Here is a 17,906-nt window from a genome sequence, read left to right on the forward strand (position 1 = left end):
TCGCTTTTAGGTTATACTCTTTTATTCGACGGTGTGGAAATGAATTCCTTTAGTTCAACTTATATAGCATAGGGGATCTTACTCAGCAGATCTATGATAAAGGCGGAAGAGTGATTCAGGTTACAGGACCGTTCGGCAGAGAGAGTAAGCAGGATTATGACCGGGCCGGGAATATCGTAACAACTTATCAAAAGATTAGCGACAATAACTACGATGTCACAAGGAACAGCTATGACTCCAGATCACGGCTTACCAAAAGTGCTGTGCTGGTTAAGACTACGGACATCAGTGCTGGTTTTTTGCCGGGTGCTGTGTTCGACAATGAATACGTGGACCGTCTAGAGGCGGCGACAACCTATACCTATTCGAAAAATGATCAAGTGTTAAGCCAGAGTGATGCTAAGGGAAATACAACCTTATTTGAATTCAATTATGATAAGCAGCTAATGAAGAAGACGGATGCCGTTAAGGGTTCAACGCTATATCAATATGATGATGCGGGCAATGTACTAACCGAGACCAATTCCATTGGAATGCAAACCCGCTATGAGTATGATTCACTTGATCGTGTGCTGCGTAAAAGTCTGCCCGCTGCAGACGGCGGATTGGCTGTAACACGATACATCTATGACTTAAGCGGTAATCTGATTCGGGAAATCGCACCTAATCAATACAACAAAGAGTTGGATAATCCTAATCAGGTTTTGAGTATGAAGGGAACTTCTTATACGTATGACAAGATGAACCGCAGACTATCCACATTGTCGCCTGAAGGCAAAGTCCTTGAGTACATGCAGTATGATGCTAAAGGACAGATGACTAAAAAAGTAGATGGTCTTAGGTACACTGGTAATATCGGTTCTTCCAAAGGTACAATCTATCTGTACGATGGACTTGGCCGGCTAATTAAAGAAACCAATGTTCTGGGCGGCAGTAAGCTGTATGAATATAATGTGCTGAATCATTTGCTGGCACGAACGGATGAACGGGGGAGCACGACTTCATATGAAGTCAATCCTGACGGAACACCCGGGGAAATTATTTATGCAGATGGTGCAGTGTTTAAGTATACCTTTGACAAACTGGGCAGGAAGACTTCGGAGACCAATGCGCTTAGAGCAATAACTACTACCAGTTACACTGCATTTGGCAAAGAAAAGGTTGTAAAAGACCCATATGGGAATACCGTTGAGAACAAATATGATCTTAACGGGAATCTGGTGTCGGTAAAAGATCAAGCTGGCAGTATAACCATCTTCAATTATGATGCCGGTAACAGGCTCATTGAAAAGAAATCTCCGCTTGCACTCGATGAAAGTAAGAACGTGATTTATGCAGTGGAGAGCTTCCAGTATGATGCGGCCGGAAATATGACTAAGAAGCTTTTATCAGGATCAAAAGAGGATGCTGGAAGCCGGGAAACTACTTATATCTATTATGATAACAATTTGCTCAAAGGCAGCACAGACAACAGCGGCGCAAGCTCTTCGATGGAGTATGATAAAAATGGAAATCTTATTAAATCAGAAAAGTTAAGAGATGCCGATCTAACAGATGTCGAGCAGTATGAGTACGATTCCCAGAACCGGATGGTGAAGCGGATAGGGTGGCTGGATAAGGCAACCCTTGAAGGGTATTCCACTCTGCCTAATCTGGCTGAGCTACTTGATTCTTCCTATCCGAACAAAATCATGCAGGTTACAACGTACAGCTATGACGTGCTTGGCAACAAAATTCAGGAAACAGACCCTAGAGCAAACGGATTCTTGCCCTCTGATTCGGCTAACCGAAAGGAATACACCGTAAATTATACCTACGATGCTATGAATCGTGTGGAGAGGGTGAGTCGTACTCAAGGTTCTAAAGAGATCGTAAGAAAATACAGCTATGATGCTGCTGGGAATAAAATTTCAGATAAAGATGAGAGAGGATATGTAACACAGTATCAGTATGATGCTGTGAACCGGGTTACGGTAGTTACTGATCCGGAAGGTAACAAGTTTACAACAGCTTATGATCTGGCCGGAAATAAAATTTCAGATACTAATGCCAAGGGCTACACTATGTCATATACCTATGACAAATTAAACAGGCTATCTCTTACCATTGACCCATATGGTACAGTGGTCGGCAAGAAAATTTATGATGCAAACAGCAACATGGTTAAGAGCATTGATGCTAAAGGTTATGCAGCAGGAGAGAGCGATGAGTCCCGGTATGGAACGATATATCATTATGATCTGGGCAATCGTGTGACTGCTGCTGTCGATCCGGTCTTGGCTGGTAAGAATGGAACAAGTAAATTCACAACGGCCTATCAGTACAATATTTATGGCAACCTTATTCAAAAAACGGATGCTCTAGGAAGCACTATTCGTTATGAATATGATAATGCTGGACGTCTGACTAAGGTTACTGATGCGCTGGGTGTAGAGGTCAGCTATAGCTATGACCGTATGGGAAACAAGCAGTCCATGAAAGATGGACGGGGTAAAGTTACCCAATACCGCTATGTATCCTATGGGATGCTGCTATCTGTGACAGATGCCGGTAATGCAACCATCAGTTACACCTATGATCTGGCACTAAATAAACAGCGTATGATCGACCATCAGGGGAATAATACATTATATTCTTACAATAGTCTGAATCTGTTAACCGAGATGAAAGTGCTGGAGACAGGGGACAGAATTAGATATAGCTATGACGAGGCTGGCAACCGGACTCGCATGATTGATGAGAGCGGAACGTATGGCTATACCTATAATTCTGAGAATCAGCTGCTCCAAATCATGAAAGACAGTAAGGTTCAGCTCCTCTATACGTATGATGTGATAGGTAATGTGGAGTCAGTGACAGATACGTTGGGCTTCACCACTACTTATCATTACGACAAATCCAGCAGGATGGACCGTGTTGTCTATGACGGTAAAGAAACTACCTATTCTTATGACAAGAATGGCAACCGGACAATGGTACAGTATGAAGATGGCCTTAAAGAGGTCTACACCTATGATCTGAACAATCGCCTGCTAACCTTAATAAACAAACGGGCCAACGGTTCTGAAATGTCCAGTTATCGTTATACCTATGATGACGCTGGGCGGCAGATTTCCAAGAAAGATAGTTTCGGAACGACTGCGTACAGCTACGATGAAGCAGGCCGTATCAAGCAGATCGAGGCACCGGGGAAGACTACAGTCTATGCATATGACGGTGCAGGGAACCGGCAGTCTATGCTGGAGACCTATAACTCGCTGCAGCCTAGCAGTTATATCTTCCCGGATACCAAACAAGCGCTTCAGTATAAACTGAAGAAGAGTGAATATCTGTATTCTTCCAGCAATCAGTTAGTGAAGCTTGAAGAGCGGATGAGCGATACTACAGGTAAGGAGCTACTGCTCAAAACAGTAGATTACCTTTTCGATAAGAATGGCAACGAGCTTAGCCAACGGACAGCCTATATCCAGCCTCATACAACAGCGATGCACCAAGCTACCGGGGGAGATACTTACGAGGCACAGACTAAAGAAATTAACAGTCTCATCGAAAAAGTAACTCAAACCTATGACGGGTTCAACCGTTTAACGAAAGCTGTCAAGGTGAAAGCGGGAGACCGGACAACCGTAGATTATGTTTATAATGGTGACGGCTTACGGGTGAAGAAAACAGTAAGCAACGCAAAGAAAGGGAATGTAGCAGAGGAAACGAATTATGTATATGACCGTCAGCACGTCATCCTGGAAGTGGACGAAAGCAGCAAGTTCAATGTCCGGTACATTCGGGGGATTAACTACATTGCTAGAATGAATCAAGCCCAGGCGTACAGCTACTATTTGTACAATGGACATGGAGATGTTGTGCAGACCGTAACATCTGTCGGAGAAGTGCAGAACCAATATGACTATGATGTCTTTGGTAATCCGGTTCTTAGCATCGAGACCTATTCAGAATCCATTCGTTATGCAGGAGAGTATTATGATGGAGAGACAGGGCTGTACTACCTGCGGGCACGTTACTACGATCCGTACATCGGGCGTTTCCTGTCAGAGGACAGCTATTGGGGTGAAGATAATAATCCGCTCAGTCTAAATCTGTATACTTATGCGAATAATGATCCGATCCAGTATATCGATCCGACTGGGCACAAGGCAACGGCAAGCTCCGTCCAGAGCCAGCTCAACCGGAACGAGGCTGCTATGGAGCGCCAGGAGCATCTGTATCTGGCCAAGCAGAAGGCATCTACACCGGCTCCAAAACCAACGCCGCCAGCACCAGCGAAGCCTGCATCAACGAAGCCTGCACAGAAATCAACACAAGCAGCTCCGTCGAAGTCTACAAATAATACGAAGGCAGCTCCAACTGTTACAGTGAAAGCAAAGCCGGCTACATCAACCAGTAGTTCAACTAGTAGTTCACGTCCATCAGCTGCAGGAAGTGCAGCGGCGGCTGCAATGTCCAAGCTGGAGAAGCAGAACACTAATTTAGCCACAGCGCTAAACAAAGCGAAGAAAGAGGAACAAGCCGCCCAAGCAGCTAATAAGAAAACCCCTGCCCCTGTTAAGTCTTCTGCAAAGAACTCAGGCGGAGGATCTATGTTTAACACAATTAAGAATGGAACGAAGAACTTATTAATTAATACCGCAAACCTAGTGATTCTCGATGATGTTAAGATGGCTTTCGGTAAAGATAATACGTTTCTGGAAAGAACTGCAGGTTCTGCAAGCTTGCTATTCAATGTAGTTACACTGGGTGGAGGCGCAGCTATAAAAGCCAGTGCTAAAGGCGCCGTCCAATTTACGGGGAAAGTAGCAGAAAAAGTAGCAGCGAAATTAAGCGGAAAAGCTCTTACGACAGCTGTGATAAAGGATGCTGCAGAAATAGCCGGAACCAAGGCGGTCCAGAAAGCAGTTCAGCAATCAAGCTCAGGGGTAGGCTATCAGACAGTTCAGGAGATGTTGTCGAGCGGCCCTAACGGGCTATATAGTAAACTGAGAAGACAAGGTATTCCAACCACTCTGACGAATGATGAGGTTAAGGCGGCTAATTCGGTTAATCTTAGGATGCAGGCTGAGGGGGGAAGTGAAGGCCTTACAAGAAGTTCTGGGTATTCATCTGGCTCTATAGACCCTGTAAAATTTGATAGGATGAAAAAGGCATTTGAAAAACAAGGAGGGGTTATTGACCAGTCCGAAGAGGCAATAAGATATTTAGATTATCGTGGTGCAGAGGCTGTCACTTGGAATGAGAAGACAATACAATTAAGGCAGAATCCAACGACTTCTGCTGTATTTGAAGAATTCATTCATACTGCACAATACAGAGCAGGCAAAATACCAGACCAAACACCAAAAACAGTACTTACCGTAGAAATTGAAGCCGCTGAAAAGCTCATAAAGTACAGGAAATCGTATGGGATTCCAAATGTTGAAACAAGGGCGACAATTGATAGATTGAGAAAAATGACACAAGAGTTAAATGAACTGGGGAAATGACGAGGTGAGAAAATGTTTTCAATTGAGGTCAGAACAGCGTTCTTTATCAAGGTTGCCAACATAGTTGCCATTGAAGGAAAACCAAATGGAAACCTTGAAGGAGAATTTCTACATGATGAAACCGATAATTCTAAATCCTATTTAGTGAAGGGAGTAGCGTTGGTCAATAAGAATGAGTACATTAGTCCTACAGAATCCATGACTATACAATTAGAGCCAGGCGAATATAACGCTGACGATTTAATAGGTAGGAGATTAGTAAGCTGTGATTCACTTCGGTGCCAAGAGGAAAGATAGTATATTTGAGGGCTCGCAATGCGGAAAGAATCAAATATTTAATAAATAACAAATATAACCCATTCATTACTAAAAATAAATTCTTTATTTCGGTTGCACGTACAAGAATCTTCAAATTTATACCTGAGCATTTTGCATAATTCATTTTCAGGAAAAAGATTAGGCTATACTGCATGTTAAATTTAGGTTTTGAGAAAAGAAGATCAAAAATGGACAGACGGGCAGAATTTGAAAAACGGCTATATTTTAAGCAGCAGTTACGACTCTTTGTCTCAATACAGCGAGTGCAGAAGCAAGGAGCACAATGGCATTCATATATTGGTGAGTCGTGACTTTCTGAACGCCCCAAACATGCAATTGGTCTGCAGTGAGATAGGTCTTCATTCGAGAGTTACAGCGTTCTACACTGGTTCGTTTGTTGTAAAGTTCCTTCCAGCCCCGACTTTCCCGGTGCGGCATCGCATAGCGGCGAAGGTCTTGCTGAGTGTCGACCTTGACTACCATCCCATAATTGGATGTGGAACAAGCCGCCATGCCTAAAGGACAATCCACTTTCCCAGTTGCATGCGGACAACGAAACTTCAAACGTTCCTTTTCCTGTCCCCAATACGTCATTGGAACCCCCATCGAACAGCAAGGTGTCCCTTTACTTGTAATGCCTACAGGGGGTTCCTTTTCATTTCGTGGATTCAGTGGAATAATGGCTTGTGCCTCGACTCTGCGGGCCGTCTCGTAATTTTTCATTTGGTCATAGCCCGCATCCAGCATGAAGAATTTCACTTTGAATTTCGCAGCAACAAGCGTGATGAGCGCAGGCCCTTCGTCTGCGTCGTTCACATGGGCAGGGGGCACCTGGAGTGCCAGAGGAAGTTCACTTTTGGCATCGACGGCCAGATGCAGCTTATAGCCAAACCACTTCACTTTGTTGCTAAACGTATCGAGTTTAACTCCCCAGTTGGAATTGCCCGTGAGTTCGCTTTTTCGCTTGGGTTCTTTTTTCTCGTAGGCGTGAATGGCTGCGCTGTCGATGGCGACATGAGTTCCGCCCAGGATTCCAGCTTCTTGACACTGAGCGACGAGATCCTCAAACAACTGCTGGGCATTCCACATATGCATGAATTTATTTATCAGGATGCTGGAAAAAGTATCAAAACCGAAATAAAATATTTTAAGGACTCTTCTACAGGCAAGATGAGAGAAGGCGTAATAGATGTGGAAACAAACAAGATTAAGTTTGTTGATCAATGAGGAAGGAATATAAGTTGAATAATATTAAAAATTTCGACAATATTACAAAAAATTTAAATGCCCTTGGTGGTTGGATATTTAAGGAAGTGATCGGAATTGATTATGTTGTGGACTATGATTATGAAGAAAATTGTATAGCTTTATTAATTCTTTCCTTTCATGTTCAAGTTATTAATACAGGTCAGAGATTCAAATTGAAGATCAAATATTTTAATGTTTCAGAACTTAGTATAAGAAAAATAACAAATCTTTATTTGACTAGAAGTTTAATAGTACATGATAAAAAAGAGTTAGGATGGGAGACAAGTCAACGATATCATGTTCATGATGATAGTGGATATGGCGAATATGATGGTTACAATTTTATTGAATTTTATTGCAGTTCAATAGAAGCTGTCTCACTTGAAGAATTATAAAATTTTATAATTTTAAATTCTAAATTCTAAATCACTATTAGATATCCTTTTTATCTAAAAAAAGAAGAATATTATTAATCTTAAAAAATTAGTGCTTGGGATATTTTGGCTTCAGAGAGGTTGGATAATCCTACATCAAGAAATCCAATTTTTGTTGGATAATAGTTTCTTGATGCCGCAGTTGAAAAAAGTGATACAAAAAGCCTTGGATATTATTCGTGTCGGGAAGACTTATTTTAGAACTAATCAGCACAATGAATTCCTTAATGTTAACACTACAGCCAAGAGACTCTATTTCAGATTGAAGTGCCAATGCTTAATCCTTTAAAAGATTAGGGGGTGAACATGTATAATTTACTATTAATTGAAGAAGAATGCCCTAGATGTGGAGAGATTGTTAATACAAAAGCCGAATTTAAAATAGGCATGATGAATCTGGACACCTACAAATTGGGGGATACATTAACATGGGCGACAAGGCAGTATAAGCCTCCGCACCAGAAAAGACCACCGGACGGAAGTTCAAAAGGCGAAGGATATGTCTGTTGTCCTAATTGTGATAAAGATTTTTGGGTAGTCATACGTGTCGAACGTGATACTATTGTTGATGTAAAAGTGGATAATATTAAGACAGGCTATATAAAATAATTTTCAAAAGCTTCTACCTTGATTGGCTTCATGCCTTTCAAGGTTTCTTTTTTGGGTTACGTAAGGCTATGGGTATTTTGGGAAGGTTTTGAGTTTGCTTTGAATCAAATGAAGTACCGGCACCTTGACAACAAAAACAAAGGATGGTGAAGCGTATGTTTTCTATAAATGTTGAATTTTCAATGTATTTAAAGAGTGTGGATATCGTTATGATAACTGGAAAATATCTTGGCAGACTTACAGGGGATTTACTGGTAGGCGCAAACAACATTGCGAGTGAATATGTAATTAATAATGTTGTGTATATGGGCTATTTAAATCCACAAATGAATAAAGACGCTATTTCATTAAATCTTAAAACCAAATGGGGATGAAGCAGAAGTGTTATTAGGTAAATGCTTAATAAGTCCTGCTTAATTCTCTAAGAACCTTGAGGTTCAAAAATAGCAGAGGTCTAGGGGCTCCTTGGAATCAAGTTTCAGGGAAATTTTAGGGAAACCAAATAGTAGTATAATAAATGGAGATTTTAAGATGGTTACAAGAATGGTTAGAATAAACTCTATTGACAATCCCGGGTGACATGTTGTAATTGCTCTTGACGGATTAGAGGTGGAGATTAAGCAGATGGATGTAATACGAATAGAGCGAACGGATGATGACGGGATTTATTGTAAAAAAGAAGATGGATGTTTTACTGGTGTGGGCGGCCGGGGGAATCTTGAGGAGATACTAAAGATTTTTTATCAGTGGGCAACTTGAACAATCAAACTTGGATAGTCAAAACCTACATAGAGCTATGCTAAATAAAGAAAATTTATGCGGAACAAGTTTAATCGGAACTAATTTACTTGGTGCTGAGAGGCAAAAATAAATAGAACGAATTTAACAAATGCTTTATTAATGGTGGCGATACTTGAAAATTCTAATTTGGAGTCTTCCAACCTTACAAACGCCAAGCTAACAGGAGCTATCTTAAGCAATTTAACTTAAACAACGCTATTTTAGTCGGAGCTGATGTATGGAAGACTGATTTTAAAGATACAAAATTGATGGGCGCTAATATGATGTGCGAAAGAATACAGGATTGCTTTTTAGAAGGTGCGCTGTTCGATGATAACACCGTATGGCCATTAGGGTTTGATCCTTTGGAATACGGGGCAATTAAGGTTGGAGATGAACAATTCTAAGGAGTTACACCTTGATTGGAATTTTGCCTCTCAAGGCTTTCTTCAGAACTGGAGCGATCAGATGGCAAAATTCCAATGTAAATGTGGTGCTATACTTTCAAATTCACGCGCACTTAATGACGTAGAGTTGATAGTTTATACTGATATAGAATGGGACGATGTTATTAATTCAGGTGACTTAATTGACCCCGTTACTATACAGTCCCCTCGCTACGATGTTTGGAGATGTAATGAATGTGAAAGAATTTATGTATTTGAGGAGAATGTTGTAATAAAAACATATGCGGTAGAAGGAGATACTTAATCTCTAGTCTGATGAACTGTGAGTAGCTACTTCTTGCAACAGCCTAAATTCATTCTTACTAAACTCAATCAAGCCGTCCCGCTTCATCCATGCCAGCTCTCGGGATAAGGCGCTGCGGTCTACGTCCAGATACTCGGCCATGGCTTCCCGGTCAAAGGGAATCTTAAAAGTCTCCGTTCCGGTTTCGCGCTTCACTCTTGTTAAATAAGTCAGGACCTTGTCGCGAATAGTCGGCATCATCAGACAATCATTCCGGTCATGCAGCTCTAACGCACGTTCGGCAATGCTATCAAACAGGTTGCCAAGTAATTGTTCGTGTGCCATACATAACTTTGTGCAAGGGCTCAATATGTTTCGGATCGGAATAAACAACACCTCAAGCGGTTCTATGGCTTTTACTGACATTGGGCATCTTCGTCCACGGCTGGCTGCTGTGAGAACAGCGGTATATCCGCCCGGGTAATGGAGGGATACAATAATTTGTTTTCCTGCAGGACTGAGTTTCGTACTTTGAGCGGTACCCTGCAATATAATGCCGACATCATCGACGAAATCGCCCTCACGGACAACCATTTCATCCTTTGCATATTCTTGCAGTGTGGCTGACAGACATTCAAGCATTTGGGGAATATCATTGGGGGAGATCCCCATAAATAAGCGTGATTGACAGAGGGACTCTAAGTTATTCTGAGCGGCTTTGCGTTGCATGTGCAACATCCTTTTTCTTTTTACTTTACTATAGTAATGATAAATACACAGGGAGTTTAATCACCTTTTCCTGCGTCAGAATGGGGGAAGTAGAGTGCAAGCGAAAGAAGATTCAATCAAAGCAAGGAACCGGCTGTTAGCCACCAAGGTTATTAAAAGTCTGCAAAGCAGAAAGTTTGAGGCCTATTACTGTGATAGCGCTGTAGAAGCTGCTGAAAAGGCACTGTCGCTTATTCCGGAACAGTCTTCGGTATCATGGGGCGGGTCCGTCACGCTTGAGGACATTGGGCTTCTTGAACGGGTACGCCAAGGCAGCTATACCATCATTGATCGTGATATAGCGCAAACGATGGAGGAACGTTATGACCTCATGCGCCAATCTCTTTTGTGCGACACTTATTTAACCAGCTTTAACGCCGTTAGCGAAGATGGTATATTGGTCAATATCGACAGTGTGGGCAACCGGGCGGCAGCGATTACTTTTGGACCGAGAAGTGTGGTTGCTGTCGTTGGAATGAATAAGGTCTGCAAGACCGCTGAAGACGCAGTGATCAGAGCCAGAACCTATGCCGCCCCCATTAATGCAAGCCGTTGCTCAAGTTCGTCCAGCCCATTTCTTCATTCACCGCAAAAAACGCCCTGCCTGGTCAATGGCGCCTGCGCAGATTGTAAATCAGATGATTGTATCTGTTCTTACATCGTCGAAACCAGAATGAGTAAGACAGCGGGGAGAATAAAGGTTATCCTCGTTGGTGAATCTTTGGGATTTTAATTTCTTTTTCGGAGCTGTTCGGGTAATTTCCAGGTGCTCCTCTTTTGGGGTGATGTTGTCTCCATAACACCATTCTGCCAAAGGCTGGAGCTTTTTTTGTTGAGGAAATTATGATTATCGTCCGATGTGGATAAAGTTATGTATAAAGTTGGGAATAAGTGTCTTAGAGTATCCGCGAGGCCGGATGTGGCCGAAAAACCGGCTACGATGGCGATGCCGCAGGCATTTTGTTGATTTTAGATAATTACGGGGGCAATCATTCAAATGACAATTGCTGAGCAACATTTAATTGAACAACTAATGAGCGGGTCGATCTCCAAGGCTGATTTCTTACAATCCTTCACGGTGGATGTTGTGCAGAATCCGAACTATATGCTGAAGCTGTTGGGCGAGGCTTATACGGGGAAAAGAGCTGAAGAGGTCGAATATTCCTTATTCATCGGATTCTCGTTTGATCTCTTCACTACAGATTACGTGGACATCCTCTGTAAATTGATCGGGGCGGATTGGCATGTTCAGCATGAGCATATAGCGATGATTCTGCAGAAGCTGAGGTCGCCTGCCAGCATTGAATCCCTGTACCAGACGGCAATCACACCTCTTGACTATTTAGACTATGACGATTCCTATGCATTAGCGGTAAAATGTATCTGGGCGCTTGGTGACATTGGCACGGGCGAGGCCAGACGTAAATTAAAGCTCCTTGCCGGGTCTGACAATGAAATCATCCGAACCAATGCGCTACAGCAACTGGAACGGACGGCAGACGCAGGGGACAAAATCATCATGGCCCATTACAATAAACAAACGGTCCGCGTGTATCAGGCTTATAATCACAAAATTGCAGATGAGGCAGTAGAGCTTGGGCAATTCGGGCCTTCTTTTAAAATCGATAGAATGACCTGGATCAAGCCTTCTTTCTTATGGATGATGTACCGGTCGGGGTGGGCGACCAAAACAGATCAGGAGCGGATCTTGGCGATTGATATTACTAGAGAGGGCTTCGATTATATTTTGTCACAGGTCGTTCTGTCCTCCTATGATCGTGACCTGTATGCTTCCCGGAAGGAATGGCAGACGAAGTTACAGGCTTCCCAAGTGAGATGCCAATGGGACCCCGATAGAGATATCTATGGGAATAAATTGCCGCGGAGAGCCGTCCAGTTAGGCCTGAGAGGCGGGATGGTGCACAATTATATTCACAAATGGATGGTTGAAATCCATGACATAACAGATTACGTAGCCGATACCAGAGGAGCAATACGAGCAGGGAAATTCAGGACAGATCTGTTGCCGGAGGAGACTCCGTATCCTGTGGAGAATTCTATTAAGCGAACCTTAGGAATGATTCAGTAAGACAAGGAGAACCCATGAACATTAGAGTGTTGATCGTAGAGGATGACCCGATGGTGGCGAAGTTCAACCGCCATTATCTGGAGCAGGTGCCGGGCTTCGAGTATGCGGGCTGGGCCGCTACAGGGGATGAAGCGGTGACGATGCTGGAGAAGCAGCGGGTGGACCTGATGCTGCTGGATATTTATATGCCGCATACGAGCGGGCTGCAGCTGCTCTCTACCCTGCGGGAGCAGGGGAGCAAGGTGGATATTATCGTGATCTCGGCGGCCAGCGACAATGCGAGCATCCGCAAGGCGCTGCAGAACGGGGCGGTGGATTATCTGATCAAGCCGTTTGAGTTCGCCCGCTTCCATGCGGCGCTGTCGGCGTACCGTGAGGATTATAAGCTGATGCACAAGGAGCATCTCAGCCAGGAGCAGCTCGATAAGCTGCTGCGTCATTCGCAGGGGGCGGAGAAGGACAAGCCGGCGGTGCTGCCGCTGCCCAAGGGGCTGGCCGAAGGCACGCTGGAGAGTATCTGGAACACAATTCATGAGCTGCAGAGTCCGGTCTTCTCCACGGAGGATATCAGCAGCCATGCGCCGATTTCGCGGATCTCGGTGCGCAAATATCTGGCTTTTCTGACCGAGGCGGGCATTCTGGAGATGGAGCTGAGCTACGGGGCGGTCGGCAGACCGGTGTATATGTACAAGGTGAAGCCTGAGGGACACCAGTTGATCAGCAAATATATCTAAGCGGCCTTAAGCTGGCATGGAGGGAGAGTAATGGAGCTGCATGAGGAACTGAAGAAGGTAGGCAACAGAGAAGAATTCACAGCCTTTTTGGGCTTGCTGGCCAAGGATTACAGAACCCATCCGCAGGAATGGGAGAATGGCAGCGTGGAGAGCTTGCTGGAGGGCATTCAGTCGTGGGCCCAAGATATGGACGGTTATTATGAAAATATGAATCTGCCGATGCCGAAGGAGATTGACTGGCACTTCATAGCGACGCTCTTCTATGCCGGGAAGCTCTACGAATAAACGGACGGTCCTTTAAACGAATGGAGTCACGGCTGCGTTAAGCGGACCATGACTCCATTTCACTTCTTGCACGTTGCTGCACTTACAGGGTCAAGCGAATACCTGCTGCAGCGCCAGCGGCTGGAACGTGTTGATGATTTTGTAGGCTGCCAGGTGCGGGTTATTCATATCATTGTCGTAGATAATCATGTGCTGGTCACCCTTCAGGATGATGTCGAACCGCTGCTTGCGGTCGGCCTGAACGATGGTAATATAATAGCTGTGTTTGCTGCCTGTGCTGACATTGCGGGCAGATTTCATCAGGCGGACGCCGGAGAAATCATCATAGATCCGCTTAATTTCCTCCGGGTCGGTGACTACAATGTCCTTCTGTTCACCGGGAACAGAAGACAGCCGGGTAATTTCCAGTGCGGCGATATCCTCCAGGCGGAGGGTCCGGGCAACCATGCTCCTGAACGAAGTGTAGCGGCTTGCGGTGTAGGTCATGAGGGAGACACCCGCTGCGGCCAGAATAGCGCCGGCAAGCATGTACTTGTTGCTCTTTTCCATAGATTCTGTTCCTCCTAATGATACGGATGTGTGAACTAATTATAGAACTTCAGACGTATTCAAGGCAAATGTGCTTACTTTATTTACATTAACCATTTCTTTAATTACTAAATATTCAAGCGCAGCAGCATTCAGGTTATGATAATTGTGAAAATATGCACAAACACAATTGGAGGAGAGCTTGAATGAACAGAAAGAGATGGGCAAGTCTGCTGGGCAAGGGGTTGCTGCTGGCAAGTCTGCTGGTGCTGCCTGCTTGTAACAGTGACAAAGGGGAGTCTACGGACATCGTTATTATCGGGGGCGGCGGAGCAGGGATGACCGCAGCGCTTGAAGCACATAGCCAGGGAGCCAAGGTCATTCTGATTGAGAAAATGCCGATGCTGGGCGGCAACACCGTCCGTGCGGAAGGCGGACTGAATGCGGCAGGGACGCCTTATCAGGAGGCTGCAGGGATTAAAGACAGTCCTGAGCTGCATTTCGAGGATACCATGAAGGGCGGCAAAAACCTGAACAACCCGGATCTGGTCAGAACGCTGACGAATAACGCAGCGGCTTCGGTCGAGTGGCTGAAGGAGAACGGCGCAGAGCTGTCGGAAGTGGGACGCGCAGGCGGAGCCAGCGTGAACCGGATTCACCGTCCGAAGGGCGGCGAGGCGGCCGGGAATTTCATCGTCGTTGCGCTGAAGAAGAAGCTGCAGGATGAGAAGATTGACGTAAGAATGCAGACGACCGCCAAAGAGATCGTCAAGAATGATGAAGGTGTTGTTACCGGAGTGAAGGTGACCGACAAGGAAGGCAAGGAGTATACAATCAACGCCAAATCCGTGATTCTGGCCGCCGGCGGCTTCGGAGCCAATATGGACATGATCAAGGGCTACCAGCCGCAGCTTGAAGGCTTCTCCACCACCAACCACCCGGGGGCAACCGGTGACGGCACCACGATGGCTGAGAAGATCGGTGCGAAGCTTGTAGACATGAAGGAAATCCAGATTCATCCGACCACGATCCCGGGTCAAGGCGTGCTGATCACCGAAGGCGTGCGCGGAGACGGGGCCATTCTGGTCAACACCGACGGCAAACGGTTCACGAATGAGCTGCTGACCCGCGATGTCGTGTCCCAGAACATCCTGGCCCAGCCGGGCAAGGTGGCTTACCTGATCTTCAATGATGAGCTGCGTTCGAATCTGAAGGCGACTGAGGTTTACTTTGGAATGGATCTGGTAAAAGAAGGCGCGACTCCTGAAGAATTAGCTGCGCAGATTGATCTGGACCCGGCTGTGCTGTCCGAGACGCTGAAGACCTACAACGGCTTCGTGGCTTCCGGCAAGGATACCGAGTTTGAACGGCCGGATCTGGAGCTTTCTTTTGAACAAGGCAAGTACTATGCAATTCAGATAACACCTGGGATTCACCATACAATGGGCGGCGTAGCGATTAATCCGCAGGCTCAGGTGCTGGACACTAATGACCAGGTTATCGCAGGGCTGTATGCAGCAGGCGAGGTTACCGGCGGGGTTCATGGCGCGAACCGTCTGGGCGGGAATGCCCTGGCAGACATCATCACCTTCGGACGGATCGCAGCAGATGAAGCTGTGAAGACGCTGAAGAAATAGAATTTCCAGGAGGAGTCAATAATGCAAAAGTGGATGAGAACGATGCTGATTCCGGCAGTTGCCGCAGTGAGTATACTGGCAGCGGGATGCTCTTCGTCTTCCGGTCAGTATGTGGACGGAACGTATGATGGAACAGGCAAGGGCGTCAAGAGCGACATCAAGGTAGCGGTGGAAATCAAGGATGAGAAGATCGAGGCCATTACCGTGGAGGAGCACAAGGAGACGCAGGCTATGATCGATGCGGCTGTGGAGAACACGATTCCTGAGATTATCGAAAAGCAGACCACCGAAGGCGTGGACGCCCTCTCCGGGGCCTCCGGCTCCAGCGGAGGTATTATCGAAGCGGTAACCCAGGCTCTGGACCAGGCGAAGAAAAAAGAATAGTTCATTTATACCACTTAAGCCCAGCACTCCTGTCTTCCGGCAGCAGAGCTGGGCTTGCTTCATTCCTGCGGAAGCTTATGCAATGTGAGGGATCCATCCCTCTTATGCGGCGGGAATCCGGCAGGGTGAGTTTACTTTACAAATCCGCCTGTAACCCATATAGTTCGGTATTATGCAGAGATAAGGGAAGGTGTACCCCGTTGGCCAAGAAAAAAAGCTTCAGCCTCCGCACCATGGTTGCCGTGATGGTCTCGGCCGTGGTGCTGCTGGTTCTGCTGCTCCTGTATGTTATCTTCCGCAATCAGATTATTCCGCAGACCCGGCAGGCGCTGGAGGATAAGGCGATTACCATTGCCCGCACCATTGCCCTGATCCCGCTGGTCCCGGAGGGGCTGAGTGAAGGGAACAGTAAGGGGATTCAGGACTACACCTCAAGGATTGCGCGCCGCAACGATATTATGTTCGTGGTCGTTACCGATATGAAGGGAATCCGTTATTCCCACCCGGACGTGTCGCTGGTCGGGCTACCGTTCGCCGGAGGCGGGCAGGAGGTATCCCTGCATGGCGGGGAGAGTATCTCCGAGGGGGCCGGCCCGCTGGGCAGATCGCTGCGCGCCTTCGTGCCCGTCTATAACAACAGGGGCCATCAGGTCGGAGTTGTGATTGCCGGTCTCTCCCTGGAGCGGGTTGAGCGTCTCGTCCGCCTGAATGAATGGACAATTATTGCGATTCTGGTCTCTGGAGCCCTGCTTGGAGCCGGAGGCGCGTTCATCCTGGGAATGCAGATTAAACGGATGGTCTTCGGGATGGAGCCGGAGGATATCTCCAAGCTGCTCCAGGAGCGCAGCGCCATGCTTGAATCTACGCGCGAAGGGATTATCGCCGTTGACCAGGAGGCGCGGATCACCATTGTTAACCGGGAGGCCCAACGTCTGCTGAAGGGAGCGGGCATGGGCGGCCCGGCTCTGAACCGGCAGATTGCCGAATATTGGCCGGAGCTGCGGCTGGAGCGGGTGCTGGCCCAGGGGGAGGAGATCCGGGACCAGGAGCTGGTGCTGGGAGACAGCTCGCTGCTGGTGAACAGCCTGCCGGTGCGGGTCAACGGCCAGATTGCCGGGGCGATTGCCACCTTCCGTGATGAGACCGAGCTGACGGTGCTGGCCGAGAAGCTGTCGGGTGTCTCGGTCTATGCCGAGGCGCTGCGGTCCGGTGCCCATGAGTTCATGAACAAGCTGCATGTCATTATGGGCATGACCCATATGGGCCTGTATGATGAGCTGCAGCAGTATATCCTGGGAACGGTCAGCAACTACCAGAAGGAGATCGGGTCGATTACAAGACAGATCAAGGACCCGGTGATGGCTGGTTTCCTTCTGGGCAAGCTTAGCCGGGCGCGTGAGGCAGGCATTGAGCTGCTGCTGACGGAGGAGAGCTATTTGCCGGAGCCCGCCGATCCGCAGGTGATCCATGAGCTGATTACCATCGCCGGCAACCTGCTGGACAATGCGCTGGAGACGCTGGGCGCGGAGCGAGAGCAGAGCGTGAAGCGGGTGGAGCTGGCTTTTCAATATGAAGAAGGGCGGCTGTTATGTGAGGTCAGCGACAACGGTCCGGGAATTCCGGCGGGGCAGAAGGATAAGATCTTCATCCAGGGCTTCTCCTCCAAGGGAGAGCACCGGGGCATCGGACTCTATCTGGTTAAGAAAAGCGTAGACAAGCTAAACGGCCATATTGAGCTTGCCTCCGGCTGCGGCACGGGAGCGCATTTCATTGTGGACGTGCCCTATGAGGTGAAGGAGGAGGGGAATCTGTGATCCGGACCTGACCTTCCCGGCATCCGCTTCTCTTGGTACGCCTGAATTAAGTCACTTACTTTAGTTACAAAACTCTTTAATTATTTACGGAAG

General features: G+C 46.6%; 18 protein-coding genes and 2 pseudogenes. 17 read left to right on the forward strand and 3 right to left on the reverse strand.

Features of this window, described 5'->3' with window-relative positions:
• Positions 1–110: 110 nt before the first annotated feature.
• Together K1558_RS31730 and K1558_RS31735 are read left to right on the forward strand one after the other, a co-directional pair.
• Positions 111–5,495 (forward strand): RHS repeat-associated core domain-containing protein, encoded by a 5,385-nt coding sequence (locus K1558_RS31730; protein ID WP_238655964.1) that lies wholly within the window; start codon positions 111–113, stop codon positions 5,493–5,495.
• A gap of 12 nt (positions 5,496–5,507) precedes the next feature.
• Complete coding sequence (locus K1558_RS31735) at positions 5,508–5,792, forward strand: hypothetical protein (RefSeq protein WP_238655965.1); 285 nt, start codon at positions 5,508–5,510, stop codon at positions 5,790–5,792.
• 246 nt (positions 5,793–6,038) lie between these two features.
• On the opposite strand, the pseudogene K1558_RS31740 reads toward K1558_RS31735, so the two are convergent.
• Positions 6,039–6,893 (reverse strand): annotated as a pseudogene (locus K1558_RS31740) (transposase); the annotation flags it as partial.
• Positions 6,894–7,054: 161 nt separating this feature from the next.
• On the opposite strand from K1558_RS31740, the gene K1558_RS31745 reads away from it, so the two are divergent.
• The 8 genes and pseudogenes from K1558_RS31745 (at position 7,055) to K1558_RS31760 (ending at position 9,595) form a co-directional block, all read left to right on the forward strand.
• Positions 7,055–7,456 carry a hypothetical protein gene (locus K1558_RS31745; protein WP_238655967.1) on the forward strand — a complete coding sequence of 134 codons (402 nt, stop codon included), beginning with the start codon at positions 7,055–7,057 and terminating at the stop codon, positions 7,454–7,456.
• Positions 7,457–7,801: 345 nt separating this feature from the next.
• Entirely contained in the window at positions 7,802–8,104 is a 303-nt protein-coding gene (locus K1558_RS31750) for a hypothetical protein (RefSeq protein WP_238655968.1), read from the forward strand.
• A 155-nt stretch (positions 8,105–8,259) separates the two neighbouring features.
• The gene (locus K1558_RS31755; protein WP_238655969.1) at positions 8,260–8,478 is read left to right on the forward strand and encodes a hypothetical protein; all 219 of its coding nucleotides are present in this window, start codon (positions 8,260–8,262) and stop codon (positions 8,476–8,478) included.
• Between the two features lie 250 nt (positions 8,479–8,728).
• Complete coding sequence (locus K1558_RS33255; protein ID WP_420800489.1) at positions 8,729–8,863, forward strand: hypothetical protein; 135 nt, start codon at positions 8,729–8,731, stop codon at positions 8,861–8,863.
• A gap of 10 nt (positions 8,864–8,873) precedes the next feature.
• On the forward strand, positions 8,874–8,975 hold the full coding sequence (locus K1558_RS33260; RefSeq protein WP_420800490.1) for a hypothetical protein: 102 nt from the start codon (positions 8,874–8,876) through the stop codon (positions 8,973–8,975).
• Positions 8,972–9,094: a pentapeptide repeat-containing protein gene (locus tag K1558_RS33265; protein WP_420800492.1), complete on the forward strand. Its 123-nt coding sequence runs from the start codon at positions 8,972–8,974 to the stop codon at positions 9,092–9,094. Before K1558_RS33260 ends, K1558_RS33265 begins: the two co-directional genes overlap by 4 nt.
• A pseudogene (locus tag K1558_RS33270) lies at positions 9,082–9,291 on the forward strand (hypothetical protein); the annotation flags it as partial. The gene K1558_RS33265 and the pseudogene K1558_RS33270, both read left to right, overlap by 13 nt.
• Entirely contained in the window at positions 9,272–9,595 is a 324-nt protein-coding gene (locus K1558_RS31760) for a hypothetical protein (RefSeq protein ID WP_238655970.1), read from the forward strand. The pseudogene K1558_RS33270 and the gene K1558_RS31760, both read left to right, overlap by 20 nt.
• 3 nt (positions 9,596–9,598) lie before the next feature.
• Here the strand turns inward: K1558_RS31760 and K1558_RS31765 are convergent, their stop codons facing one another.
• On the reverse strand, positions 9,599–10,303 hold the full coding sequence (locus K1558_RS31765; protein ID WP_238655972.1) for a Crp/Fnr family transcriptional regulator: 705 nt from the start codon (positions 10,301–10,303) through the stop codon (positions 9,599–9,601).
• 94 nt (positions 10,304–10,397) lie between these two features.
• Here K1558_RS31765 and K1558_RS31770 point away from each other — a divergent pair, with 94 nt between their 5' ends.
• From K1558_RS31770 to K1558_RS31785, 4 genes are all read left to right on the forward strand, one after another.
• Complete coding sequence (locus K1558_RS31770) at positions 10,398–11,075, forward strand: LUD domain-containing protein (RefSeq protein ID WP_238655974.1); 678 nt, start codon at positions 10,398–10,400, stop codon at positions 11,073–11,075.
• A gap of 264 nt (positions 11,076–11,339) precedes the next feature.
• The gene (locus K1558_RS31775; protein ID WP_238655976.1) at positions 11,340–12,431 is read left to right on the forward strand and encodes a DUF4291 family protein; all 1,092 of its coding nucleotides are present in this window, start codon (positions 11,340–11,342) and stop codon (positions 12,429–12,431) included.
• A 14-nt stretch (positions 12,432–12,445) separates the two neighbouring features.
• Positions 12,446–13,165 carry a response regulator gene (locus K1558_RS31780; RefSeq protein ID WP_238655978.1) on the forward strand — a complete coding sequence of 240 codons (720 nt, stop codon included), beginning with the start codon at positions 12,446–12,448 and terminating at the stop codon, positions 13,163–13,165.
• Positions 13,166–13,195: 30 nt separating this feature from the next.
• On the forward strand, positions 13,196–13,450 hold the full coding sequence (locus K1558_RS31785) for a DUF7660 family protein (protein ID WP_238655980.1): 255 nt from the start codon (positions 13,196–13,198) through the stop codon (positions 13,448–13,450).
• Positions 13,451–13,540: 90 nt separating this feature from the next.
• On the opposite strand, the gene K1558_RS31790 is transcribed toward K1558_RS31785, so the two are convergent.
• Complete coding sequence (locus tag K1558_RS31790) at positions 13,541–13,999, reverse strand: hypothetical protein (RefSeq protein WP_238655982.1); 459 nt, start codon at positions 13,997–13,999, stop codon at positions 13,541–13,543.
• A gap of 185 nt (positions 14,000–14,184) precedes the next feature.
• Between K1558_RS31790 and K1558_RS31795 the strand changes: the two genes are divergently transcribed.
• The 3 genes from K1558_RS31795 (at position 14,185) to dcuS (ending at position 17,813) form a co-directional block, all read left to right on the forward strand.
• A complete protein-coding gene (locus tag K1558_RS31795) occupies positions 14,185–15,615 on the forward strand; it encodes a flavocytochrome c (protein WP_238655984.1) in 1,431 nt (476 codons plus the stop codon).
• 21 nt (positions 15,616–15,636) lie between these two features.
• Positions 15,637–15,999, forward strand: coding sequence for an FMN-binding protein (locus K1558_RS31800; protein ID WP_238655986.1), 363 nt, complete (start codon positions 15,637–15,639; stop codon positions 15,997–15,999).
• Positions 16,000–16,199: 200 nt separating this feature from the next.
• Positions 16,200–17,813, forward strand: a complete 1,614-nt coding sequence (gene dcuS, locus K1558_RS31805; RefSeq protein WP_238655988.1) for a DcuS/MalK family sensor histidine kinase — start codon at positions 16,200–16,202, stop codon at positions 17,811–17,813.
• The last annotated feature ends 93 nt before the right edge of the window (positions 17,814–17,906 follow it).

It is taken from the genome of Paenibacillus piscarius (genome assembly GCF_022234545.1).
GTDB classification, from domain to species: Bacteria; Bacillota; Bacilli; order Paenibacillales; family Paenibacillaceae; genus Paenibacillus_AQ; species Paenibacillus_AQ piscarius.